Source organism: Citrobacter sp. 172116965 (genome assembly GCF_013458095.1).
In the GTDB taxonomy this organism is placed as follows: Bacteria; Pseudomonadota; Gammaproteobacteria; order Enterobacterales; family Enterobacteriaceae; genus Citrobacter; species Citrobacter braakii.
Map to the genome: position 1 here is coordinate 5050727 of NZ_CP046673.1, position 23119 is coordinate 5073845.

Genomic DNA, 23119 nt, shown 5'->3' on the forward strand with positions numbered 1-23119 from the left:
CTATTGATTTTTAATTTAGGGAGGGTGGCAAGTTTATTCATCCCAGGAGCTTACTGAAGTAAGTGACCGGGGTGGAAAAACACAGCCAACGCACCATAAATTTAAAAGACGAAGGATTTTAGCCATCCAGATGTTTACACATCCATAATTGACAGTTACTGTATATTCCTCAAGCGCAATTTGTTCATGCCGAAGTGAAGGACTTTCATGATCGAGATTAAACACCTGAAAACGCTCCAGGCGTTGCGGAATAGTGGTTCGCTGGCGGCCGCAGCGGCGACGTTGCATCAGACCCAATCCGCCCTCTCTCACCAGTTCAGCGATCTGGAACAGCGCCTTGGCTTTCGACTTTTTATCCGTAAAAGCCAGCCTCTGCGCTTTACGCCGCAAGGCGAAATTTTGCTGCAGTTAGCAAATCAGGTGTTGCCGCAAATTGGTCGTGCGCTGCAGGCCTGCAACGAACCGCAGCAAACCCGGCTGCGGATCGCTATTGAATGCCATAGCTGTATTCAATGGCTGACGCCCGCGCTGGAGAATTTTCGTGTCAACTGGCCGCAGGTGGAGATGGACTTTAAATCCGGCGTGACGTTCGATCCGCAACCAGCGCTACAACAGGATGAGCTGGATCTGGTGCTGACATCCGACATTCTGCCGCGTAGCGGACTGCACTACTCGCCGATGTTCGATTTTGAAGTCCGCCTGGTACTGGCGCCGGACCATCCGCTGGCCAGCAAGACGCAGATCACGCCGGAGGATTTAGCCAGTGAGACGCTGCTTATTTACCCGGTGCAACGGAGTCGACTGGATGTCTGGCGGCATTTCTTGCAGCCTGCGGGCGTTAGTCCGTCGCTGAAGAGCGTGGATAACACCCTGCTGCTGATTCAGATGGTTGCAGCCAGAATGGGTATTGCAGCTTTACCGCACTGGGTGGTGGAGAGTTTTGAACGCCAGGGCCTGGTGGTGACCAAAACCCTGGGTGATGGATTGTGGAGCCGGCTGTACGCCGCCGTGCGCGATGGCGAGCAGCGACAGCCAGTCACGGAAGCGTTTATTCGCTCAGCGCGGAATCACGCCTGCGATCACCTGCCGTTTGTACGGAGTGCGGAACGACCCACTTTCGATGTACCCACAGTGAAGCCACTATCACAGCCGCACCAATGATGAAGCTTGGCCAGTGAGGCTGTTGATGCCAGATAGCCAGGTTAACCAGCAGCCCGGCCGGCACATGCATATTGTTCATGATGCCCAGCGTCCCCGCATCCACCTGGGTCGCGCCATAGTTCCACATAAAGTAACCAATGCCGGACGCTGCCACGCCAAGAAAGACCAGAATTCCCCACTGTAGGGTAGTTGCAGGCATTTTCTGCGCATTCCCCAGCATGAACCAGGCCACGACCGCCACCATAAAGGCCCCCATGTAAAACCAGGCAAAGGCGTTGTGCTGCGGCATTGGCCGCGTTTCCATCAGACGCTTGTAGCCCACCATGCCAATGGCAAAGCTGATATTGGACAACTGCACCAGCAGCAGGCCGGTCCAGAAGTGGCTGGTCACCTGATCGTAACGAATGATCCCCGCACCAATCACCGCCAGCAACGCACTGAAGGCGTAGCTCCAGCGCAGACGACGTCCGCTCATCAGGTCATAAATCAGCGTAATGTAGAGCGGCGTCAGCACGGTAAAGAGCAGCAGTTCTGATACCGTCAGGTACAGATAGGCGTGAAAACTCAGCATATACATAATGCCAAGCTGCATGGCGCCCACCAGCATATACAGCGCGATGGTTTTTACGCTATGCCCACGGGTACGTAAAAACGGCAGGAACACCAGCGCCGCCAGCCCAACGCGCACCAGCACCGCAAAATAGCTATCGACATGACCGGCAAGGTACTCGCCAAACAGGCTAAAGGAAAAGGCCCACAGAATTGTGGTAATGATGAGTAACGCCACAATGGATGTCTCTTAACAAAAGGTACGCCCATTGTAGCGAAGTTTTAAGTTGACATCTGGTCAACTAACGAACAAAAAAATTACTGCAAAAACAGCTCACGCAGATAATGCGGCACGGCATCGTCGGCATTAAGACCAATGACTTCCAGTTCCGGATGCAGATCCTTCAGGCGCTGGTGAGCGTTGCCCATAATGCAGCCTTTCCCTGCCATGGAGAGCATTTCCGCATCGTTCATCCCGTCGCCAAAAGCGATGCAATCTTTCAGGCTGTAGCCCATCGCTTTCGCTACCGCTTCAAGCGCATGACCTTTCGATACGCCGCCAGCCATGACTTCCAGGCAGGTAAGCGTAGAGAAACTGACGTTGACGCGGTCGCCCCAGCGGGCGTTAATCGCCTGCTCCAGCGGCAGCAGCCTTTCGTGAGAATCGGTGGTGAAAAACACCTTACTCACGCCTTCCGGCTCCAGTAGCGCAGGTTCAAACAGTGAATAGTTAAACACTGCTTCTTTGAAGAAGCGCATTTCGTCTGGGCGATGGCGGTTCATAAACCACTCATCATCACGATAAACGTTGGTCACGATGTCCGGGTTTGCATTCACTACGCCAAACAGGTCGCTGGCAATGTCGCGATCCAGGTTATGCGAAAACACCAGATTCCCGTCAGAATCATGCACCCGCGCGCCGTTGGACGTGATCATGTAGGTTTTAATGCCGAGGTTATCGCGAATTTGCCCCACATCAACATGATGACGGCCAGTCGCAAACACGAAGTTAACGCCACGAGCGGTCAATAACTTCAGCGTATCTTTGGCATAAGGGGACAGAGTATGGTCGGGAGAAAGCAGCGTACCGTCTAAATCAGACGCAACAACCTGATACATAAGAAAATTCAACCTCTAGGCAAAGCGGGTTCCGCTGGATGAGTTATGCTTGTCGAAAAATTCGACAATAGCGTTAAGCGCGACTGAGCGCATTGCGTCCTTTTCAAAAAGGATCTCATGGTACGCGCCTTTGATGACCAGCGGCTGCCCCCCTTCTACGGGATGGCCCGCTGCGGCGCGGAGTTCACAAAAACGATCGTGCATGCGGTTATCTACCACACGCTCTTCTTCGGCCTGAATCAGCAGCGTCGGCGTCGCGTCGTCTCCTGCTCCAGCCAGAACCTGTTCGCCTGCCAGAATACCTTCACGTACCCAGTGGTAGGTGGGGCCGCCAACGCGCAGCCGTGGCTCATCCGCATAGAAGCGTAGATTGCGCCGATAGCGCTGTCGACTATGGGTTAACGCATTCATACCGAATGGCAGCGCCCGCCAGCGCCCGGTACCCATCGCATAACCTTCGCGGATCCGCGGATGCCCTTCAGCCCAGTCCAGAATGTGGCGTACCATCCAGTCGGGAAAGCGCATCACAATACCAAACATCGGCGCGCAAAGCGCGATGGCATCACACTGATTCGGGTGGCGCTGCAAGAATAACGTGGCTATCGCTCCGCCCATTGAATGCGCCAGTATATAGCGCTTTCTCCACGGACCGGGTAGCACTTCCTGCTGCCAGAAGGCGGTTAAATCGTCGACATAGTCATTAAAGTTATCGACATGACCGCGATGCGGGTCCGAAAGCATACGCCCGGAACGCCCCTGGCCACGGTGATCGATAATGAGGACGTCAAAACCAGAATGAAACAGGTCATACGCCAGTTCAGCGTATTTCACGTAGCTTTCAATGCGTCCAGGACAGACGACGATGACGCGATCGTTTTTTTCTGCGTGAAAACGCACAAAATGGACGGGGATATCATCCACGCCCGTAAATTCCGCTTCTTCCCGCTGACGCCAGAAATCTGTCAGTGGCCCCATGGAAAAAGCAGCAAACGCGTTTTCTCTTGTTTCCCAGTCTTTTTGCTGCTGAAACATCGGGTATCCAGCCTCGCTGACCAAGTAAAATCGTTTTTTTCGCCGTCGCTGACACAACCTAACGGCAGTAGCGTATTGTGGCATAAAAATAGACAATCCGGGAGTTTCTCATGACCTTTGAATGGTGGTTCGCCTACCTGTTGACCTCTATTATTTTGAGCTTGTCTCCAGGCTCTGGCGCAATCAACACCATGACCACCGCCATCAGTCACGGTTATCGCGGCGCCAGCGCGTCGATTGCTGGTTTGCAGACAGGACTTGGCATTCATATCGTTCTGGTTGGCGTAGGACTGGGAACGCTATTTTCACGTTCGGTGATCGCATTTGAGGTTCTGAAGTGGGCAGGGGCGGCCTATCTGATTTGGCTGGGTATTCAGCAATGGCGGGCGGCGGGTGCTATCGATCTGAACACCATGGCGAATACGCAATCGCGCAGCCGCCTGTTCAAACGCGCAGTCTTTGTTAATCTGACCAACCCCAAGAGCATTGTTTTCCTTGCCGCCCTGTTCCCGCAGTTTATCCTGCCGCAGGAACCGCAGTTAATGCAGTATGTGGTGCTTGGCGTCACGACCATCGTGGTCGATATCATTGTGATGATCGGTTACGCGACGCTGGCCACGCGCATTGCTGGCTGGATTAAAGGGCCAAAGCAAATGAAAGCGTTAAACAAAGTGTTTGGCTCGCTGTTTATGCTGATAGGCGCCTTGTTAGCCTCGGCACGGCATGCCTGATGAAGGTGCCGGAGGCGCTGCGCTTATCCGGCCCGGAAGAAACTTAACGCGAGATAATCAGGTGGATACCGAAGCCCGCAAACAGCGCACCGGCAAAACCATCAATCCACTTCGCCAGACGCTGATAGCCACGACGCATTTTCGGCAGTGCAAACAGGCTGGCGACTACGGTAAACCACGCCAACGTTTCCACGATGATCAGGGCAAAGATCCCCCAGCGTGCGCCCGTTCCCACGTTATCGCCAACGAACAATGAGAACACGGAGCCAAAATAGATAATGGCTTTAGGGTTCGCCAGGTTGGTCAGCAGCCCCTTCAAAAAGCTGCGTCCGCTCTGCGCCAGCTCAACTTGCGGAGTGGGAGTCGCAACATCCTGTTTTTTAAACGCGCCGCGTAGCATCTGATAACCCATCCAGCACAGATACAGCCCCCCGCCCACCATAATAATGGTGTGCAGCCAGGCCATTTTTTCGATAATCAGATGTAGGCCGAGCAGCGCTACGCCAGCCCAGACCATGACGCCACAGGTAATACCCAGCACGCCCATCATAGCTTCTTTGCGCGAACGGCTAACCGCTGTTTGAGAAACAAAGAAAAAGTCGGGACCAGGGCTCATCAGCGCAACGATATGCACCAACGCAACGGTGAAAAATAGCGTTAACATAAAAATGACTCGCGGGGGAAATAGTTCAGTGAGTCACCATCCTGGCACTTTTTTGCCTGGCTGACTACTCTTCGTCGTCACCATCAACGTGCGCGCGAATAAGCGCCATAAACTCTTTGCCAAAACGCTCAAGTTTACGCATCCCCACGCCATTAACGCTCAGCATTTCGCTCGGTGAAACCGGCATCTGCTCAGCCATTTCAATCAGCGTGGCGTCGTTGAACACCACATACGGCGGGATATTCTCTTCATCAGCAATGGCTTTACGCAGCTTCCGCAATTTGGCGAACAGTTTGCGATCGTAATTGCCACCGAAGGATTTCTGCATCGCTCGCGGTTTCAGCGCCACAATTCGCGGTACCGCAAGCTGTAGCGCAACATCACCACGCAGTACCGGACGCGCGGCTTCGGTTAGCTGTAACGCGGAGTGATGAGCAATATTCTGCGTCACCAGCCCAAGATGAATAAGCTGGCGGATAACGCTTACCCAATGTTCGTGGCTTTGCTCACGACCAATGCCATAGACAGGCAGCTTGTCATGGGCCAGCTCGCGAATTCGCTGGTTATTCGCTCCGCGCAGAACCTCCACGACATAACCCATACCAAAGCGTTGATTAACACGGTAGATAGTCGACAGCGCTTTGCGCGCATCCATGAGTCCGTCGTACTGTTTTGGCGGGTCGAGACAGATGTCGCAGTTACCACACGGCTCCTGACGCCCCTCGCCAAAATAGTTCAACAGCACCAGACGACGACAGGTTTGCGCCTCGGCAAACGCCCCCATCGCATTGAGCTTATGCCGTTCGATATCCAGCAGTTGTCCGGCGGGTTTCTCTTCGAGGCAACGGCGCAGCCATGCCATATCAGCCGGATCGTAAAACAGCATTGCTTCCGCAGGCAGGCCGTCACGCCCGGCGCGGCCGGTTTCCTGGTAATAGGACTCGATGTTGCGCGGAATATCGAAATGCACCACGAAGCGTACGTTGGGTTTGTTGATTCCCATGCCAAACGCCACGGTCGCCACGACGATTTGCAGGTCATCACGCTGGAATTTCTCCTGCACTTCTGCACGTACAGCGTTTTCCAGCCCGGCATGATAAGCCCCGGCGCTAATGCCTCGGCTTTGCAGACGCGCGGCGGTGTCTTCTACTTTAGCGCGACTGTTACAGTAAATAATACCGGACTTACCGCGCTGCTCTTGCACGTAGCGCATCAGTTGATCGAGCGGCTTAAACTTCTCCATCAACATGTAGCGAATATTCGGGCGATCAAAGCTGCTGATCTGAATTAACGGGTCGTTGAGCCCCAGCAGACGCACAATATCCAGCCGGGTTGTCTCGTCCGCGGTCGCGGTCAGCGCGACAAACGGCAGAGTTGGGAAACGCTGACGCAACTGCCCCAGCGCGGCGTATTCCGGGCGGAAATCATGCCCCCACTGCGAAATACAGTGCGCTTCATCAACCGCCAGCAGCACCGGGTTCCAGTGCGCCAGATTTTCAAGGAAGTTATCCAGCATCAGGCGTTCGGGCGCAATGTACAGTAAGCGAATCTGCCCGCTACGACAGCCTGCCATCACCTCAAGCTGCTGCTCACGACTTTGGGTGGAGTTCAGACACGCGGCCGCCACGCCGTTGGCAAGCAGTTGATCGACCTGATCTTTCATCAGAGAAATCAGCGGAGAAACAACAACGGTGAGGCCGTTAAGCAATAATGCGGGAATTTGATAGCACAGGGATTTTCCGCCACCGGTCGGCATAACGACCAGGCAGTCGCGACCAGCGATCACGGTATCAATGATTTCTTCCTGACCAGGGCGAAACTGTTGGTAGCCAAAGGTTTCCTGCAAAACCTGTTTAGCGCCCATTTCCAGATTCAACACTTCCGCCTGCGCCACATTAACCCCATTAGCCTGAAATAAAAACAGGCGCTATTTTCAGCGCCTGAGAGAGAAACTGCAATGATTAAAATACTCTCAATACCTGTCAGAAGATATCGTTAAGCATTACACCCACGCCAACACGGGTCTGATTGAAGTTGTAGTCAATCAGTGATTCGCCGTAGCCGCTGTAGACCTGGGTATAAAGACGCACATGCTTGGTAATGGGATAACTGGCCCCCAGCTCTGCGCCGCCGTAGCCGGTATTCCAGTTGTACTGGCCTTTCACACTGATCACCGCGTCACCCAGGTGATAACCCATTTTTAACTGATAGTAGCCCATATATTTGGTGATATCAGGGTTATCGTCAGTGCTGCCGATAACGTACCACGGCTTAACTTCCACCAGCCAGTTACCGTTTTCAGCCATCAGCCGGGTGTAAAGGCGGTTCCAGCTACGTGAGGTGGGGTCGGATCGACCATTGGAGTCATGGTTATAGCCCATTTCGACATCGCGGAGCGTCCAACCGGCAAAGCGATAGTCGGTGGCGAAACCGAGGAACAATTGCGGTTCATAGTTGGTTTCGCGAAATGGCGCAGACTCTTCACTGTTCGAAAGCTGCCACCAGGACTTCTGGGTATAGGAACCGCCGAGTACCGAGTTCGGGCCTAATATTCCGCGCCAGAGCGGAAACGCCAGGCTTAGCTGAAACTTAACCTCATCTTTGCGCGCATTTTCGGACCAGCTATAGCTGCTGATCGCCTCTTTATTCATGTCGCTGGTATTGGTGTAGATGAGATAGTTGGTCTCATAAGGATAAAGCGTGAAAGGGTTGTCATGCTCCTGCAGCATGTTGGCGATGATACTGCCGCGAACCGCCGGTGCATCATGAATCTCTTTCACTGTCGCTTCCTGCGCATACGCGGTCAACGGCAGCATGACTGCTGGTAGTAACCATCCCAGAATCGCCCGCATCGGTAATGTTCTCCTGAACCAAAATATTGATGAATTGTATAATTATCTGGCAAGTATTCTACATACTTAGCGAGTTCCTCGTTAGTTATCCCGTCCTAAAGTAGAAAACAACAAATAATAAGCATAATATCAACATTTCATTAACCATTGAGATGTAGGGATCGTATGTCTGCCGTACTTACTGCTGAGGAAGCGCTGAAGTTAGTGGGTGAAATGTTTGTCTATCATATGCCGTTTAACCGGGCGCTGGGTCTGGAGCTTGAACGCTATGAGAAAGAATTTGCTCAATTAGCCTTTAATAATCAACCGATGATGGTCGGCAACTGGGCGCAAAGCATTCTACATGGCGGCGTGATCGCGTCGGCGCTGGACGTTGCCGCCGGGCTGGTGTGCGTTGGCAGTACGCTGACCCGCCATGAGACGATCAGCGAGGACGAACTGCGTCAGCGAATGTCACGTATGGGGACAATCGATTTGCGCGTTGATTACCTGCGCCCGGGGAGAGGAAATCGCTTTACCGCCACCAGTAGCCTGCTGCGGGCGGGGAATAAAGTCGCCGTTGCGCGCGTGGAACTGCATAACGAAGAACAGCTTTATATTGCCAGCGCAACCGCCACTTATATGGTGGGGTAAGTGCCCAAAAAAAGGTAAACTGCTGTTACATTTCTGAAATGAGTTTTCCCGATGGATGCTAAACAAACGCGGCAGGGCGTGTTACTCGCTCTTGCTGCTTATTTTATTTGGGGTATCGCTCCTGCCTACTTCAAGCTGATTTACTATGTCCCGGCGGATGAGATCCTGACGCACCGCGTCATCTGGTCATTTTTCTTTATGGTGGTACTGATGAGCATCAGTCGCCAGTGGTCGGGCATCAAAACGCTGCTACAAACGCCAAAGAAGATCTTCCTGCTGGCGCTCTCTGCAGTGCTCATCGGTGGAAACTGGCTGCTGTTCATTTGGGCGGTCAATAATCATCATATGCTGGAAGCCAGCCTGGGCTATTTTATTAACCCTCTGGTGAATATTGTGCTGGGAATGCTTTTCCTCGGCGAGCGCTTTCGTCGCATGCAGTGGCTGGCGGTACTGTTAGCCGCCTGCGGCGTACTGGTACAGCTGTGGACCTTCGGATCGCTGCCAATCATCGCGTTGGGCCTGGCGTTCAGCTTTGCTTTCTATGGTCTGGTACGCAAGAAGATTGCCGTCGAAGCACAAACCGGCATGCTGATCGAAACCCTGTGGCTTTTACCTGTTGCGGCTATCTATCTGTTTGGCATCGCGGACAGCCCAACCAGCCATATGGGGCAAAACCCCATGTCGCTCAATCTGCTGCTAATTGCTGCAGGTGTCGTGACCACCATTCCGCTGCTGTGCTTTACCGGCGCGGCGACCCGCCTGCGTCTGTCCACGCTGGGTTTCTTCCAGTATATCGGACCCACGCTAATGTTCCTGCTGGCCGTCACTTTCTACGGTGAAGTTCCGGGAGCGGATAAAATGGTCACGTTTGCGTTTATCTGGGTGGCGCTGGCAGTTTTCGTGATGGATGCGATTTATACGCAACGACGGGTACGTCGGAGCTGAAGAAGTGCCGGATAAGGCGTAACCGCCATCCGGCACAGCCATTACAGCCAGTTCTTGCGCTTAAAGTACAGATACGGTGCCAGACCCGCGAGCATCATAAAGACAATCGCCCCTGGGTAACCGAAGCTCCAGTGCAATTCCGGCATGAACTCAAAGTTCATCCCGTAGCTGGAAGCCACCAGCGTCGGCGGCAGGAACACCACAGAGACCACCGAGAAGATCTTGATGATGCGGTTCTGCTCGATATTGATAAAGCCCATCGCCGCCTGCATCAGGAAGTTAACCTTCTGGAACAGTGACTCGTTGTGCGGCAGCAGGGATTCGATATCGCGCAGAATCTCACGCGCCTGTTCCAGCTGACTCCCCGGCAAACGCGCTTTACGCACCAGGAAGTTCAGTGCGCGCTGGGTCTCCATCAGACACAGGCGGACCTTCCAGCCGATATCTTCCAGTTCCGCCAGCGTCGAAAGCGCTTCGTCATATTCATCGCCCTGACGCCCTTCCATGATCACACGGCTGAGTTTTTCCAGGTCGCTGTAGATGTTTTCGATCTCATCCGCCAACTGTTCAATTTTAGTTTCGAACAGGTCGAGCAGCAGCTCGTAAGCGTTGCCATCCACCATCGCCTGATTACGCGCACGCATGCGGTACAGGCGGAATGCCGGCAGCTCGCGCTCGCGCAGAGTAAACAGGCGGCCTTCGCGAATGGTAAATGCGACGGTTGAGTTACCCGCGTGATCGTCGGCATCTTCATAGAAGAAGAAGGAGTGAATGTGCAGACCGTCTTCGTCTTCAAAAAAACGCGCAGATGCTTCGATGTCTTCCAGTTCAGGGCGCGTAGCCAGATTCTGGCCCAAGTCCTTTTGCACACGGTTTCGTTCTTCGTCATCCGGCTCGACTAAATCGACCCAAACCGAACTGGCCAGGTGCTCGATTTCGTCTGCCTCAAGGCGAGTTAAACGATTGTTTTCCAGTTGAAATGCGCTCAGCATGACCGGGACTCCCAATGCAAAAAATTATCGGACAGTTCGGAGGGCACACAGAAACAAATTGGGTTTCAGACCATTAAACAGCCTGACTCAGCGCGACGGGAAAAAACAGAAGGTCGCTGACAACCGCGAAGGCTATCAGCAAAAAGGGATAGCCTTAGGAGTTGATCCTGGATGACAGGATAATGAGCCAGTATCTACTGGGTGTGTCCAAGGCGAATGTCCTCTTAGCGTAATCGTGCGCGCATGTTACGCCAGCAAAATTTTGACGTCAACACGCAACAGATGGCGAAAAAGTAATAATTTCCCCTTATACAAAAAGGTTAGCAGAGGGGAATTATTTATCTATGATTTCAGAATATTAACCGACAGATAGCGGGATGGCGGCTTCGCCTTGTCCGGCCTGGAAATCAAAATGTTACCCGGTCTGTAGGCCGGATAAGACGCGCCAGCGTCGCCATCCGGCAAAGCCAAACCGATCAAACCGTTTCCAGTCTGGCGTAGGCTGCCACCAGCCATTTGATCCCTTGCCCCTGGAACGCGACCTGCAAACGGCTGTGCTCACCGCTTCCTTCCAGATTGACGATGGTGCCCTCACCAAACTTAGCGTGGCGCACGCGCTGGCCGAGCTTGTAGCCGGTATCATTTTCCGCCATTGGCGTGCCCATCCGCTGATGGCTCACCGGGCGGCTAACCGTGGCGCGCAGGCGAACCTCTTCAACGCACGCTTCCGGCAGTTCGCCGATAAAGCGCGACGGCCGGTGGTAAACCTCTTTGCCGTACAGACGACGCGTTTCGGCGTAGGTCAGCGTCAGCTTTTGCATCGCGCGGGTCACGCCTACGTAAGCCAGGCGGCGCTCTTCTTCGAGGCGCCCACCTTCGTCCAGCGACATCTGGCTGGGGAACATGCCTTCTTCCATACCCACGATAAATACCTGGGGGAACTCCAGACCTTTCGCCGAGTGCAGCGTCATCAGTTGTACCGCATCCTGCCAGGTATCCGCCTGCCCTTCGCCTGCTTCCAGCGCGGCGTGTGACAGGAACGCCTGTAGCGGCATTAAGTCTTCGTCTTCTTCGTTGTAGCTGAACTGGCGCGTTGCCGTCACCAGTTCGTCTAAGTTTTCGATACGCGTCTGACCCTTCTCGCCTTTTTCCTGCTCGTACATCATGCGCAGGCCGGAGTCTTTAATCACCCGGTCAGTCTGCACGTGCAGCGGCATATCGGCGGTCTCCTGCGCCAGCGCATCGATCAGCTCCATAAAACGCTGTAAGGCGCTGGCGGCGCGACCCGCGAGGGCTTTTTCCTGCAACAGCTCACGACAGGCCTGCCACAACGTAAGCTGGCGGTCACGGGAGGTCTGACGCACGACATCTAATGTACGATCGCCAATCCCGCGGGTTGGCGTATTCACCACGCGTTCGAATGCAGCGTCGTCATTGCGGTTAGCGATCAGGCGCAGGTAGGAGAGCGCATCTTTGATTTCCTGGCGTTCGAAGAAGCGCATCCCACCATAGATACGGTACGGCATGCTGGCTTGTAACAACGCCTCTTCCAGCACGCGCGACTGGGCGTTGCTGCGATACAGAATGGCGCACTGTTCCAGCGCACCGCCGTTGTCCTGCCAGGTTTTGATACGATTGACCACAAAACGCGCTTCATCGAGTTCGTTGAACGCGCAGTACAGTGAAATTGGTTCGCCGTCGACGCCATCGGTCCACAGCTTTTTACCCAAACGCCCGTTGTTGTTTTCAATCAGGGCGTTGGCCGCGCTGAGGATGTTGTTGGTCGAGCGGTAGTTCTGCTCCAGGCGAATAGTTTCTGCGCCCGGGAAATCCGTGAGGAAGCGCTGGATGTTTTCCACCTGCGCCCCGCGCCAGCCGTAGATCGACTGGTCATCATCGCCAACGATCATCACTTTGCCGGTATCGCCCGCCAGCAGGCGGATCCAGGCGTACTGAATGTTGTTGGTATCCTGGAATTCGTCCACCAGGATATTGGTAAAGCGTTCGCGGTAGTGCTGCAGGATATGCGGCTTGTTGAGCCACAGTTCATGGGCGCGCAGCAACAGCTCGGCGAAATCCACCAGCCCCGCGCGGTCACACGCTTCCTGATAGGCCTGATACACTTTCTGCCAGGTTTGCTCTACCGGGTTGCCATAGCTCTGCAGATGGTGCGGGCGCAGCCCTTCATCTTTCTGACTATTGATAAACCACATCGCCTGACGCGGCGGCCACTGCTTCTCATCAAGATTCATCGCCTTGATCAAACGCTTGAGCAAACGCAATTGGTCTTCGCTGTCGAGGATCTGGAAATCCTGCGGCAGGTTCGCATCCATATGGTGCGCGCGCAGCAGACGGTGCGCCAGACCGTGGAATGTACCCACCCACATACCGCCCTGGCTGGTTCCCATGATCTGGCCAATACGGTGGCGCATTTCCGCCGCCGCTTTGTTGGTAAAGGTCACCGCCATAATGGAGTATGGCGAGTTGTTCTCTACCGTCAGTAACCAGGCGATACGGTGCACCAGCACGCGAGTTTTACCACTCCCCGCGCCGGCCAAAACCAGCATGTTGCTGCGTGGCGCGGCCACCGCTTCACGCTGTTTATCATTAAGGCTGTCGAGCAGGTAAGAAACGTCCATTGGCACCGCCGCGTAAAAGTAGGTAAGGCGGATAAGCGTAGCGCCATCCGCCAAAAAGCTGGGTATATATACAGAGTTCTGCTGGTGATTATATCAGCGAGGTCAGAGATGCCAACTGTGAAATTTCGATATGCGGCAGCAAACGGCTGTCTGCGGTTTGCATCAGGTCGGCATTTTCCGGTTTGATCCAGCAGGCCTGCATACCGCAACGGATGGCCCCCGCCACGTCTGTCGTCAGGTCATCGCCCACATGCAGAATCTCAGCCACAGGCATTTTCAGTTTATCCGCCGCCAGCGCATACATGTCGCTGAACGGTTTTGATCGCCCGTCGGGACCGGCGCGCAGCACAAACTCAAAGTAATCGCCCAGGCCGAACAGTTCTGGCTGTGCGTTACCGTTGGTGATCGCCACCAGCGGCCATTTGCGGGCCAGCGCCTTCAGCGTGTCATGCGTCGCCTGCGGGACGTCAATGCGGCTACGCCATTTGGCGAAATTCATCATCGCCGCATTTGCCCCCATTCTGGCTTCTGCTTCTGACAATCCCGCCTCCAGCATAGCGCGCTCTACGGCGCGGTGACGCCATTGGGTAACGTCGTGGTAGATTTCCGGCTCAGCGTCGCGAACGGCCTGACGTAAGCGCTGTAGGTCGCTATTTTGCAGCGAATTCAACGCCGGATGGTAATTCTGTACAAACGCGAGCGCTTCCTGCTCGGTGCGTGTGATAACGGGACGGTTATCGTAAAGGGTGTCATCAAGGTCAAAGGTGAGCGCAGAAATACGCCCCAGAGGCCGGTAAAAACGCATTATTTCCCCCGTTTGGCGCGTGGATGCGCCGCATCGTACACTGAAGCCAGGTGTTGAAAATCAAGATGGGTATAGATTTGGGTAGTGGAGAGATTAGCATGCCCCAATAACTCCTGTACCCCGCGCAGATCGCCGCTCGACTCCAGCATATGCGTCGCAAAAGAGTGGCGCAATTTGTGGGGATGTACGTGGCTATTCAGCCCCTGTTTGATCCCCCACTCCGCAAAGCGTTTTTGTACATTACGCGCAGAAATGCGTTTGCCCAGTTTTGACAGGAATAACGCATCGTCATCGCAGCCAAATAGCCCCCGCAGGTCCAGCCAGTGCTCAATCCACGCCACTGCATTGCGGCCAATTGGCAGGCGACGTTCTTTACTGCCCTTCCCCATCACCCATGCTTCGCCGGTGTCGAGATCGAGATGTTTAATATCCAGCCCAACCAGTTCAGACAAACGCAGCCCTGCGCCGTACATCACTTCTAACATTGCCCGGTCGCGCACGGCGAGGGGATCGTTGAGGTCGATATCCAGCAGACGGTTAACATCGTCGACATCGATATTTTTAGGTAGATGACGCGGTGCTTTCGGTGCGGAAACACTTTTTGCCGGATTGGCTTTCAGCTCGCCCTGATTAACCAGCCAGTCAAAGAAACTGCGCAATGCGGAGAGACGCAGCGCCAGGCTCGCCGGCCCTAGCCCTTTACGACGGCTGCGCACGGCAAAACTGCGTACCATCGAAGCGTCACATTGTTGCCAGCTTTGCAGACCGGTCTCTCCGGCTAACGCAATGATGGCATCAAGCTGACGCTGATAATTCAGCAATGTGATCGGGCTAAGCTGGCGCTCAACGCCCAGATAGCGTAAAAAGCGCGCCACATCCTGAGAAAGGGGTGAATCGGTCATACGCGTTCAATCCAGCGCTCCAGCAGCTCCGGCAACATCAGCGAGATTTCCTGCAGTAATTGCGTACCTTGCCCCTGCTGGTAATGATTAACGTCGCGACTGCTGAACAGCATCACGCCCAGGGATCCATCTTGCCCCAACATCGACATCGCCACCGAGCCTATCGCTTTCGCTTCGGGCATCATGACCAGAAGTTCCGGGCCATTGAGCGGCCCAAGATAGTGCTGTGACTGGCCCAGACGCTGAATACGCAGCGGTTCAAAAGCCTGACGGCTTAATGCCAGATGAGTGAATTTTGATGGCGCACCAAGTCGCCAGCGATCCGGGAACAGACGAACCGTCGCCCCAGCCAGCCCTAACTCACGCGCCCAGCGATGAAATCGCATCAGCATGTCGTCAAGACTGCTGGCCGATACCAGCCGGGCTTGCAGATTTAACAGACGATAGAACAGGCTTTCATTGGCGTTGGCTTGTTCCATCAACAACGCCATATTCTCTTCCAGCACGTTAATATGATTACGTGCCCGCGCCATATGCCATTCCACTAAAGAGACCGTGCCCCGCACCGGGTGTGGAACACGCATCGCTTCAACTGCCTGGGCATTACGGATAAAAAACTCAGGATTACGTTGCAGGTAATCGACGACCGCCCGGTCGTCCAGCTCCATGAGCGTTTCCTGTAGTTCTTCCCCTGGTTGCTTCATAAGTGAATAAATCCGTCGTAGACATGTGCCGCCGGGCCAGTCATATACAGCGGATGACCCGGACCTTTCCAGGCGATATCAAGTCGACCGCCCGGTAATTCCACCCTCACTTCTTCTGCCAGCAGGCCCTGCTGGATACCAACCGCAACAGCGGCGCACGCACCGCTGCCGCAGGCCTGCGTTTCACCCGCGCCGCGCTCATAGACGCGCAGCCGGATATGCTCGCGCTTTACCACCTGCATAAATCCGATATTGGCGCGTTCAGGAAAGCGTTCGTGACTTTCCAGAACCGGCCCCAACGTTTCTACCGTGGCCGTATCAACATCATCAACCTGAATTACGCAGTGCGGGTTCCCCATTGAAACCACGCCGCACAATACTGTCTGTTCAGACACGCGCATAATATAGGTCTTCTCTGCTTTGTTGGCGCGAAACGGAACCTGCGCGGGTTCAAAATTGGGTTCACCCATATTCACCCGTACCAGCTCGTCGTCGGTTACGGTTAATACCATACGACCATTAGCGGTACTGACGCGAATATCACGCTTATTGGTCAGCCCTTTCAGGCGAACAAAGCGGGCAAAACAGCGGGCGCCATTGCCACACTGTGACACTTCACTACCGTCGGCATTAAAAATACGGTAGTGGAAATCCAGCTCCGGATCATACGGAGGTTCAACCACCAGCAGTTGATCAAATCCAACTCCGAGATGCCTGTCGGACAAGCGGCGGATCAGCTCTGGTGAGAAAAAGACATTCTGCGTTACCGCGTCGACGACCATAAAATCGTTGCCAAGGCCATGCATTTTAGAGAATTGCATCATTCACTCCGTTCACGCGGGTACAGAAATATACATCTATTCCTGCCGTCAGTAATTCACCTGGGAAGGCCCGTCACTAATCCCACGATCGTTTTTCTCTGGCGTGGTGGATTGCGATTGCGGCTGAACGCTCTTGGTCGGAGGCGGCGCGGTTTTATCTGCTGGCGGGAAATAGAGCGGGCCTTTTAGCCCACAGCCCGTCAGGCTGAACAGAGTAAAAATGACAGCGAGTGGCTTTAACACGTTTTTCATTATCGATTGCCTGTAAAGTTCATGCTTTCTGTTTTCTATCATCGCAGGAGAAGGCGTAAAAGCAAGAGTTAGCCTGTAATCTGCAACGCGTTTTGTTTCAGGTTATACTGCCGTCATCACGAAAAACAGGATAAGAAAATGAACGACAGTGAATTTCATCGCCTTGCTGACACCCTGTGGATGACCATTGAAGAGCGTCTGGACGACTGGGACGGCGACAGCGATATCGATTGTGAGATCAACGGCGGCGTGCTGACCATCAGCTTCGAAAACGGCAGCAAAATTATTATTAACCGTCAGGAGCCGCTGCATCAGGTGTGGCTGGCGACCAAACAGGGCGGCTACCACTTTGACCTGAAAGACGACGAGTGGATCTGCGATCGTAGCGGCGAAACGTTCTGGGATCTGCTAGAACAGGCGGCGACACAGCAGGCGGGTGAAGAGGTGAGCTTCCGTTAAGTTTTATTGCCGGATACGCTTCGCTTATCCGGCATCATGCTCACGAGAAATACTGCTGCAACAGCGGAGTGTCGTTTTCCTGACTGACGGGCGGCACGGCGCTAATCGGCTGGGTACGGAACGGGATCACCTGCGCGCGCCCGTCGGTTTTCACAATCTGATAGAACTGCGGCAGGTTAAAGTTGATGAAGCTGGAGCCGTAGGTAAAGCGATCGTGCGACGACGAGTAGAAACGGCTGACATCGCGTACCAGCTCCTCTTTGCTGCCTTCGCAGTGGTGATACACCTCAGCCCGATTACTCTCATCCAGAATGTAGATATTAAAGCCCTGCTCATCACCCGTTTCTTCGAAAAAGAACTGAATGATCCCTTCGCTGGCAAAACCGTCAACCACTGACGGGAGTTTCACATGATTGGTCTCAACCTGAACGGAAAGCCCGTGCAGTTTGTTATGTGAAATCGCGCCATAAAATTCAATCGCGTTTTCCAGCTTCTGTACCGAGACGTTCAGGCGCTCGAAGAACAGACCCCACGTCTGACCAGAAACGCGCAGCGCTTTGAAGCGTCCGGTTTCCTGACGGGTACTGGAGAGGCGCAACTCGATGCACTCAGACACTAGTTGCTGCACGCGGGTGCGAATTAAACCGCGCAGATGCTGGCTATAGCAGAAGACCTCGACGCTATCCGGCGGCGCGGCATCCTGGTGCATTTTGCCCAGAATCGTTTTTAACGCTTCAATCATCGCCTGCTCACCGTTGAAGTGCAGCGTACGCACTTCATTCCACGAGTTGCGGTACAGCAGGTCGACGCTACCCACCAGGCAATTTTGTTCTTCACCAAAGCTGAAGACGTCCAGCTTACGGAAATCAAAATGTACCACCTGATTGCGAAATGCTGCCGTCGGGTCATATTCAAGGTTAACGATAATCGCCAGGTGGCGAATCTCGCACGGGCTATAGAGCGCCTTCGGCGTTGGCGCTGGCAGTCGCAGCGGGAAGTGGTGCGACACGTCGGCGACCATTTCTTGCAGCTTCGGCAAATCAACAATGCCGTTGCCCTTAATAAATAAATGCGTACGCGAGGTCAGCAGGCCGTTGAACCAGGCCCACGCCACCAGTTTATTGAGGTAGCGGTTATATTCCAGCGGCTGATGGCTGATGATCGAGTCCATGTTAGGCGCGCGGTTATAGAGATACCAACCCGAACGGTTGGCACGGCCCGGCGGCACATGGATAAAGGTCAGATTCGGTTCCGAGAGATCCGGAGATATCTGCGGGTTCACCAGCGTTACTTTACCTGGTAATGCTTCAAACGCGGCATACAGCTTACGGGTCAGCACGCCGATATCCTGCGGGCTGGCGCTCACGCTGAGGTTATTTCGGCGGGCAAAACGGATCAGGTTACGATAGCTCTGCATCATCGCATCGAGCAGTTCGTTATGCGCTTCGCGTACCTGGTCAATCTTCCAGTTAGCGCGGTTATCCAGCATAGTCAGACGGGCGTCATCCCAGCCCCACTCTTTCACTAACTGACTTAATACTTCACGACGCCAGCCCACGCAGGCGCGCTCGCGGCTCAGTTTCTCACACACTTTTAAGTAGAAACATCGACGCACTAAATCCAGACGTGTCGGGTCTTCGATCGCCGTGAGGTACTCGGTAACGCGCTCCAGCATCATGCAGTAAGGGTCGAGACCAAAAGAGACGATCTCACCATCGTGCAGGCGCTGTTTAATATCTTTCGCCAACAGGCGTGGATTGGGGTATTCCCAGGAATAAGCTTCCAGCAGCAGCGTTTTCAATACCGCTTTGTACGGGGAGTCGATACTCTTGTACAGCTGCCAGAGGCTGGCGCCAAAGTACTCTTCGGCGGAGAGCGAACTGAGTCCGCCGAGATCCAGCCATTCGTTTGGCGTTAACACCCCCTGTGCGTAAAGCGTCATGACGTAATCGTCGTAATGCTCTTCTTCGTCGCCCGGCACCATATTCCACAGAATACGTTTACCCGCGAGACGCACAGCGGTGCGATAGAATTCATCAAGCAACAGGATATGCTGCGTCGAGCCACAGTCTTCACCACCCAAACTGCCGCTTTCATTGTGGCGGAAACGGTTTTCATCAATCAGGAAGAAGCTGACTTCCACGCCCAGCGAGGCGGCCCAGCTTTCCAGCAGGCTACATTTACGCTGCAGCAGCTGGCGCTCTTCGCTATCCAGCCAGGATTGATGGCAGACCCAAATATCAAGGTCAGAGGAACAGCTTTGCCCTACCGAAGAGGTGCTGCCCATTGAGTAAACGCCGGTGATAGGCAGTTCGCCCTTGGGAGGATCCTGCGGTGACATACCGCGGTACAGTTCCAGTTCGTTCAGGTAGTGGCGTTGGGTTTCATCAGGCGTGTAAAGGCATATGCCTTTGGGAACGTTACCATCAAGGTAACCCGGCATCAGCGGATGGTGGTAGTGCAATAATGTCGGCAGCAGACTGTATACCTGCTGGAAGGCAGGTCCCATGGCAGCAAGCGCGCGATCCACACGCAGTTGATTTATGGCATCCAGTCTCTGTTTCAGAGTCTCAATATAGAGGTACAAGACGTATCGCCTGATGTTGCTATCCGTCATGTTGTCGATTGCTGCGGCACAAGCGCTCACAATAATCGTCATCAATTCGGATAAACCGTATGTCAAAAATAACCGTTACCTGTTTTTTCGCCCATATTTTTTTATGCTGTACAGCCGAAAAAATGGTCTAAAACGTGATCAATTTAACACCTTGCTCATTGACCGTAAAGAAAGATGCGCTACATACAAGTGTAGCACCGTTCGTTACGTGTAAATTCCTTCATACGGTCGGGAGGTTTCTCGTCATTATTCACTGCCAGTGATGATGCAGCGCCTTTTCCTCTCACTCACGTTTGAGCGTAACGCTGACATCCCTTTGATAAGGATGTTAGGATGGTCAATGATTGATAATGACGGTAACAAGCATGTTAGACAATGTTTTGAGAATTGCCACACGCCAAAGCCCCCTTGCGCTCTGGCAGGCACATTATGTCAAAGACGCCTTAATGGCAAACCACCCCGGTCTGATCGTGGAACTGGTTCCGATGGTAACCCGTGGCGATGTGATCCTTGATACCCCGCTGGCGAAAGTCGGGGGGAAAGGGTTGTTTGTTAAAGAGCTGGAAGTCGCGCTGCTGGAAAAACGCGCCGATATCGCCGTGCATTCCATGAAGGATGTGCCGGTTGAGTTCCCTGACGGTCTTGGACTGGTCACCATTTGCGAGCGAGAGGATCCGCGTGATGCTTTCGTCTCAAATAAGTACAACACGCTGGATGAACTCCCGGCAGGCAGCATCGTCGGGACATCCAGTTTGCGTCGCCAGTGCCAGTTGGCAAAGCGTCGCCCGGATCTCGTCATCCGTTCACTGCGCGGTAACGTAGGTACGCGTCTGAGCAAACTGGATAACGGCGATTATGACGCCATTATTCTGGCGGTCGCCGGATTAAAACGTTTAGGTCTTGAGTCGCGAGTCCGCACCGCTCTGCCGCCGGAAGTCTCCCTACCCGCTGTCGGGCAAGGCGCAGTTGGCATAGAATGTCGACTGGATGATATGCGCACTCAGGCGCTGTTAGCGCCGCTCAACCATGAAGAGACGGCGCTGCGCGTCAAAGCCGAACGCGCCATGAATACCCGCCTGGAAGGGGGATGTCAGGTCCCTATCGGCAGTTATGCAGAACTCATTAACGGTGAGATTTGGCTGCGGGCGCTGGTCGGCGCGCCTGACGGTTCGCAGATGGTATGCGGAGAACGTCGCGGCGCCGCGCAGGAAGCTGAACAGATGGGCATCTCTCTGGCTGAAGAGCTGCTGGAGAACGGTGCGCGCACCATTCTGGCTGAAGTTTACAACGGAGAAGCCCCCGCATGAGTATTCTGGTCACCCGCCCGTCTCCCGCAGGGGAAGAGTTAGTGAGCCGTCTGCGCACACTGGGGCAGGTGGCCTGGAGCTTTCCGCTCATCGAGTTTTCGCCCGGTCGGGAACTGGCAACGCTTGCTTTCCGACTATCGGCGCTGACGGAAAACGATCTGGTCTTCGCCCTCTCGCAGCACGCCGTCACCTTTGCAGATGCCGAGCTTCAGCAACAAGGGAAAAGCTGGCCCTCCCTTCCGCGTTATTTTGCCATTGGTCGCACAACGGCGCTGGCGCTGCATACCGTTAGCGGTTTCAATATTCACTACCCTCTGGATCGGGAAATTAGCGAAGTCTTGCTACAATTACCTGAATTACAAAATATTGCGGGAAAACGCGCGCTTATATTACGCGGCAATGGTGGCCGTGAGCTGATAGGTGAAACCCTGACAGCACGCGGAGCTGATGTCGATTTTTGTGAATGTTATCAACGCAGTGCAAAATATTACGATGGTGCAGAAGAAGCGATGCGCTGGCAATCTCGTGGTGTGACCACGGTGGTTGTCACCAGCGGAGAGATGCTACAACAGCTCTGGTCGCTCATTCCGCAGTGGTATCGTGATCACTGGTTACTACGCTGTCGGCTGCTGGTCGTCAGTGAGCGTCTGGCGCACCTCGCCCGGGAACTGGGCTGGCAAGATATTAAGGTCGCTGATAACGCCGACAACGATGCGCTACTACGCGCATTACAATAACTCTCATAATGGGATGCCATAATGACGGAACAAGAAAAATCCTCCGCCGTGGTTGAAGAGACCAGGGAGGCCGTGGAAACCACATCACAGCCAGTCAATACTGAAAAAAAGAGTAAGAACAGCACGGCGCTGATTCTGAGCGCAGTGGCGATTGCTATTGCGCTGGCTGCAGGCGTTGGGCTGTACGGTTGGGGGAAACAGCAGGCAACAACGCAGACAGCAACCAGCGATGCGCTGGCGAACCAGCTTACGGCGTTGCAAAAAGCGCAAGAAAGCCAAAAAGCTGAGCTGGAAGGCATTATTAAACAGCAGGCAACGCAGCTGGATGAAGCCGCTCGCCAGCAGGCCGCGCTGGTCAAACAGCTTGACGAAGTCCAGCAAAAAGTCGCCACTATCTCCGGCAGCGATGCCGGGACATGGCTGCTGGCGCAGGCTGATTTTCTGGTGAAACTGGCCGGTCGCAAATTATGGAGCGATCAGGACGTTACTACCGCCGCGGCGCTGCTGAAAAGCGCTGACGCCAGTCTGGCGGATATGAATGACCCAAGCCTGATTACCGCCCGTCGCGCGATTACCGACGATATCGCGAGCCTCTCTGCGGTGACTCAGGTCGACTATGACGGCATTATCCTGAAAGTGAATCAGCTCTCTAACCAGATTGATAACCTGCGTCTGGCCGACAACGATACCGACGATTCGCCGATGGATTCCGACAGCAGCGAGCTTTCCAGCTCGATCAGCGAATGGCGCGTCAATCTGCAAAAAAGCTGGCAGAACTTTATGGACAGCTTTATCACCGTTCGCCGTCGTGATGAAACCGCCGTCCCGCTGCTGGCACCGAACCAGGACGTTTACTTACGTGAAAATATCCGTTCTCGCCTGTTAGTGGCCGCCCAGGCCGTGCCGCGTCATCAGGAGGAAACATATCGCCAGGCGCTGGAAAACGTCTCCACCTGGGTGCGCGCCTACTACGACACCGACGATGCAGCCACCAAAGCTTTCCTTGAAGAGGTAGACCAACTGAGCCAACAAAGCATCAGCATGGACGTACCGGAAACGCTGCAGAGCCAGGCGCTTCTCGACAAGCTCATGCAGACCCGCGTACGTAATTTACTGGCACAGCCTGCCACAGCGCCGGTTGCAGCAGCTCCTGCGCCTTCAGCTGAAACTCCGGCAACTGCGCCGCAAGGAGAATAAT

At 54.2% G+C, this 23119-nt stretch carries 23 protein-coding genes; 8 read left to right on the forward strand and 15 right to left on the reverse strand.

What is annotated here, in order from left to right:
• Positions 1-207 precede the first annotated feature (207 nt).
• Complete coding sequence (metR, locus tag GPJ68_RS24390) at positions 208-1161, forward strand: HTH-type transcriptional regulator MetR (RefSeq protein WP_104651948.1); 954 nt, start codon at positions 208-210, stop codon at positions 1159-1161.
• Here the strand turns inward: metR and GPJ68_RS24395 are convergent.
• The 3 genes from GPJ68_RS24395 to pldB all read right to left on the reverse strand — a co-directional run bounded on the left by GPJ68_RS24395 (position 1049) and on the right by pldB (position 3861).
• Positions 1049-1948: a carboxylate/amino acid/amine transporter gene (locus GPJ68_RS24395; protein ID WP_016157852.1), complete on the reverse strand. Its 900-nt coding sequence runs from the start codon at positions 1946-1948 to the stop codon at positions 1049-1051. The two genes, metR and GPJ68_RS24395, sit on opposite strands and share 113 nt — an antisense overlap.
• Before the next feature lie 80 nt (positions 1949-2028).
• Positions 2029-2829, reverse strand: coding sequence for a sugar/pyridoxal phosphate phosphatase YigL (gene yigL, locus GPJ68_RS24400; protein WP_180837044.1), 801 nt, complete (start codon positions 2827-2829; stop codon positions 2029-2031).
• Positions 2830-2844: 15 nt separating this feature from the next.
• A complete protein-coding gene (gene pldB / locus GPJ68_RS24405; protein ID WP_003017911.1) occupies positions 2845-3861 on the reverse strand; it encodes a lysophospholipase L2 in 1017 nt (338 codons plus the stop codon).
• Between the two features lie 110 nt (positions 3862-3971).
• Here pldB and rhtB point away from each other — a divergent pair, with 110 nt between their 5' ends.
• A complete protein-coding gene (rhtB, locus tag GPJ68_RS24410) occupies positions 3972-4592 on the forward strand; it encodes a homoserine/homoserine lactone efflux protein (protein ID WP_003828938.1) in 621 nt (206 codons plus the stop codon).
• Between the two features lie 43 nt (positions 4593-4635).
• Here rhtB and rhtC read toward each other — a convergent pair whose 3' ends face one another.
• The 3 genes from rhtC to pldA form a co-directional block, all read right to left on the reverse strand.
• Positions 4636-5256, reverse strand: a complete 621-nt coding sequence (gene rhtC / locus GPJ68_RS24415) for a threonine export protein RhtC (RefSeq protein WP_016155134.1) — start codon at positions 5254-5256, stop codon at positions 4636-4638.
• 64 nt (positions 5257-5320) lie between these two features.
• On the reverse strand, positions 5321-7150 hold the full coding sequence (recQ, locus tag GPJ68_RS24420; RefSeq protein ID WP_019078429.1) for an ATP-dependent DNA helicase RecQ: 1830 nt from the start codon (positions 7148-7150) through the stop codon (positions 5321-5323).
• A gap of 88 nt (positions 7151-7238) precedes the next feature.
• Entirely contained in the window at positions 7239-8108 is an 870-nt protein-coding gene (pldA, locus tag GPJ68_RS24425) for a phospholipase A (RefSeq protein ID WP_016157849.1), read from the reverse strand.
• 165 nt (positions 8109-8273) lie between these two features.
• Between pldA and yigI the strand changes: the two genes are divergently transcribed.
• Both yigI and rarD read left to right on the forward strand, forming a co-directional pair.
• Positions 8274-8741 carry an acyl-CoA thioesterase YigI gene (gene yigI, locus GPJ68_RS24430; protein ID WP_003017917.1) on the forward strand — a complete coding sequence of 156 codons (468 nt, stop codon included), beginning with the start codon at positions 8274-8276 and terminating at the stop codon, positions 8739-8741.
• 51 nt (positions 8742-8792) lie between these two features.
• Positions 8793-9686 (forward strand): EamA family transporter RarD, encoded by an 894-nt coding sequence (rarD, locus tag GPJ68_RS24435; protein ID WP_016155131.1) that lies wholly within the window; start codon positions 8793-8795, stop codon positions 9684-9686.
• Between the two features lie 41 nt (positions 9687-9727).
• Here rarD and corA read toward each other — a convergent pair whose 3' ends face one another.
• The 8 genes from corA to GPJ68_RS24470 all read right to left on the reverse strand — a co-directional run bounded on the left by corA (position 9728) and on the right by GPJ68_RS24470 (position 16801).
• Positions 9728-10678, reverse strand: coding sequence for a magnesium/cobalt transporter CorA (gene corA, locus GPJ68_RS24440; RefSeq protein ID WP_180837046.1), 951 nt, complete (start codon positions 10676-10678; stop codon positions 9728-9730).
• Between the two features lie 154 nt (positions 10679-10832).
• On the reverse strand, positions 10833-10889 hold the full coding sequence (ysgD, locus tag GPJ68_RS25010; protein WP_212723238.1) for a YsgD/CorL family protein: 57 nt from the start codon (positions 10887-10889) through the stop codon (positions 10833-10835).
• 265 nt (positions 10890-11154) lie between these two features.
• Positions 11155-13317 carry a DNA helicase II gene (gene uvrD, locus GPJ68_RS24445; protein ID WP_003828957.1) on the reverse strand — a complete coding sequence of 721 codons (2163 nt, stop codon included), beginning with the start codon at positions 13315-13317 and terminating at the stop codon, positions 11155-11157.
• A gap of 88 nt (positions 13318-13405) precedes the next feature.
• Entirely contained in the window at positions 13406-14122 is a 717-nt protein-coding gene (gene yigB, locus GPJ68_RS24450) for a 5-amino-6-(5-phospho-D-ribitylamino)uracil phosphatase YigB (protein ID WP_016155129.1), read from the reverse strand.
• Positions 14122-15024: a tyrosine recombinase XerC gene (xerC, locus tag GPJ68_RS24455; RefSeq protein ID WP_180837048.1), complete on the reverse strand. Its 903-nt coding sequence runs from the start codon at positions 15022-15024 to the stop codon at positions 14122-14124. The genes yigB and xerC overlap by 1 nt, the downstream gene beginning before the upstream one ends.
• Complete coding sequence (locus tag GPJ68_RS24460) at positions 15021-15728, reverse strand: DUF484 domain-containing protein (RefSeq protein ID WP_103284402.1); 708 nt, start codon at positions 15726-15728, stop codon at positions 15021-15023. Before GPJ68_RS24460 ends, xerC begins: the two co-directional genes overlap by 4 nt.
• On the reverse strand, positions 15725-16549 hold the full coding sequence (dapF, locus tag GPJ68_RS24465) for a diaminopimelate epimerase (RefSeq protein WP_080860390.1): 825 nt from the start codon (positions 16547-16549) through the stop codon (positions 15725-15727). Before dapF ends, GPJ68_RS24460 begins: the two co-directional genes overlap by 4 nt.
• Positions 16550-16597: 48 nt before the next feature.
• Positions 16598-16801: a lipoprotein gene (locus GPJ68_RS24470; RefSeq protein WP_003017937.1), complete on the reverse strand. Its 204-nt coding sequence runs from the start codon at positions 16799-16801 to the stop codon at positions 16598-16600.
• A gap of 138 nt (positions 16802-16939) precedes the next feature.
• Between GPJ68_RS24470 and cyaY the strand changes: the two genes are divergently transcribed.
• Complete coding sequence (cyaY, locus tag GPJ68_RS24475) at positions 16940-17260, forward strand: iron donor protein CyaY (RefSeq protein WP_080860388.1); 321 nt, start codon at positions 16940-16942, stop codon at positions 17258-17260.
• Positions 17261-17300: 40 nt separating this feature from the next.
• Here cyaY and cyaA read toward each other — a convergent pair whose 3' ends face one another.
• Positions 17301-19847: a class I adenylate cyclase gene (gene cyaA, locus GPJ68_RS24480; protein WP_019078435.1), complete on the reverse strand. Its 2547-nt coding sequence runs from the start codon at positions 19845-19847 to the stop codon at positions 17301-17303.
• Between the two features lie 395 nt (positions 19848-20242).
• Between cyaA and hemC the strand changes: the two genes are divergently transcribed.
• From hemC to hemX, 3 genes are read left to right on the forward strand one after another with little or no spacing between them, the layout of a single operon-like run.
• Positions 20243-21184 (forward strand): hydroxymethylbilane synthase, encoded by a 942-nt coding sequence (hemC, locus tag GPJ68_RS24485; RefSeq protein WP_016157846.1) that lies wholly within the window; start codon positions 20243-20245, stop codon positions 21182-21184.
• Positions 21181-21921 carry a uroporphyrinogen-III synthase gene (gene hemD / locus GPJ68_RS24490; protein WP_019078438.1) on the forward strand — a complete coding sequence of 247 codons (741 nt, stop codon included), beginning with the start codon at positions 21181-21183 and terminating at the stop codon, positions 21919-21921. Before hemC ends, hemD begins: the two co-directional genes overlap by 4 nt.
• 21 nt (positions 21922-21942) lie before the next feature.
• Positions 21943-23118 (forward strand): uroporphyrinogen-III C-methyltransferase, encoded by a 1176-nt coding sequence (gene hemX, locus GPJ68_RS24495; protein WP_019078439.1) that lies wholly within the window; start codon positions 21943-21945, stop codon positions 23116-23118.
• Position 23119 lies beyond the last annotated feature (1 nt).

Coding starts and splice junctions, on each gene's coding strand:
- metR (WP_104651948.1), top strand. CDS start 208: ATGATCGAGATTAAACACCTGAAAACGCTCCAGGCGTTGCGGAATAGT.
- yigL (WP_180837044.1), bottom strand. CDS start 2,829: ATGTATCAGGTTGTTGCGTCTGATTTAGACGGTACGCTGCTTTCTCCC.
- pldB (WP_003017911.1), bottom strand. CDS start 3,861: ATGTTTCAGCAGCAAAAAGACTGGGAAACAAGAGAAAACGCGTTTGCT.
- rhtB (WP_003828938.1), top strand. CDS start 3,972: ATGACCTTTGAATGGTGGTTCGCCTACCTGTTGACCTCTATTATTTTG.
- rhtC (WP_016155134.1), bottom strand. CDS start 5,256: ATGTTAACGCTATTTTTCACCGTTGCGTTGGTGCATATCGTTGCGCTG.
- pldA (WP_016157849.1), bottom strand. CDS start 8,108: ATGCGGGCGATTCTGGGATGGTTACTACCAGCAGTCATGCTGCCGTTG.
- yigI (WP_003017917.1), top strand. CDS start 8,274: ATGTCTGCCGTACTTACTGCTGAGGAAGCGCTGAAGTTAGTGGGTGAA.
- rarD (WP_016155131.1), top strand. CDS start 8,793: ATGGATGCTAAACAAACGCGGCAGGGCGTGTTACTCGCTCTTGCTGCT.
- corA (WP_180837046.1), bottom strand. CDS start 10,678: ATGCTGAGCGCATTTCAACTGGAAAACAATCGTTTAACTCGCCTTGAG.
- uvrD (WP_003828957.1), bottom strand. CDS start 13,317: ATGGACGTTTCTTACCTGCTCGACAGCCTTAATGATAAACAGCGTGAA.
- yigB (WP_016155129.1), bottom strand. CDS start 14,122: ATGCGTTTTTACCGGCCTCTGGGGCGTATTTCTGCGCTCACCTTTGAC.
- xerC (WP_180837048.1), bottom strand. CDS start 15,024: ATGACCGATTCACCCCTTTCTCAGGATGTGGCGCGCTTTTTACGCTAT.
- GPJ68_RS24460 (WP_103284402.1), bottom strand. CDS start 15,728: ATGAAGCAACCAGGGGAAGAACTACAGGAAACGCTCATGGAGCTGGAC.
- dapF (WP_080860390.1), bottom strand. CDS start 16,549: ATGCAATTCTCTAAAATGCATGGCCTTGGCAACGATTTTATGGTCGTC.
- GPJ68_RS24470 (WP_003017937.1), bottom strand. CDS start 16,801: ATGAAAAACGTGTTAAAGCCACTCGCTGTCATTTTTACTCTGTTCAGC.
- cyaY (WP_080860388.1), top strand. CDS start 16,940: ATGAACGACAGTGAATTTCATCGCCTTGCTGACACCCTGTGGATGACC.
- hemC (WP_016157846.1), top strand. CDS start 20,243: ATGTTAGACAATGTTTTGAGAATTGCCACACGCCAAAGCCCCCTTGCG.
- hemD (WP_019078438.1), top strand. CDS start 21,181: ATGAGTATTCTGGTCACCCGCCCGTCTCCCGCAGGGGAAGAGTTAGTG.
- hemX (WP_019078439.1), top strand. CDS start 21,943: ATGACGGAACAAGAAAAATCCTCCGCCGTGGTTGAAGAGACCAGGGAG.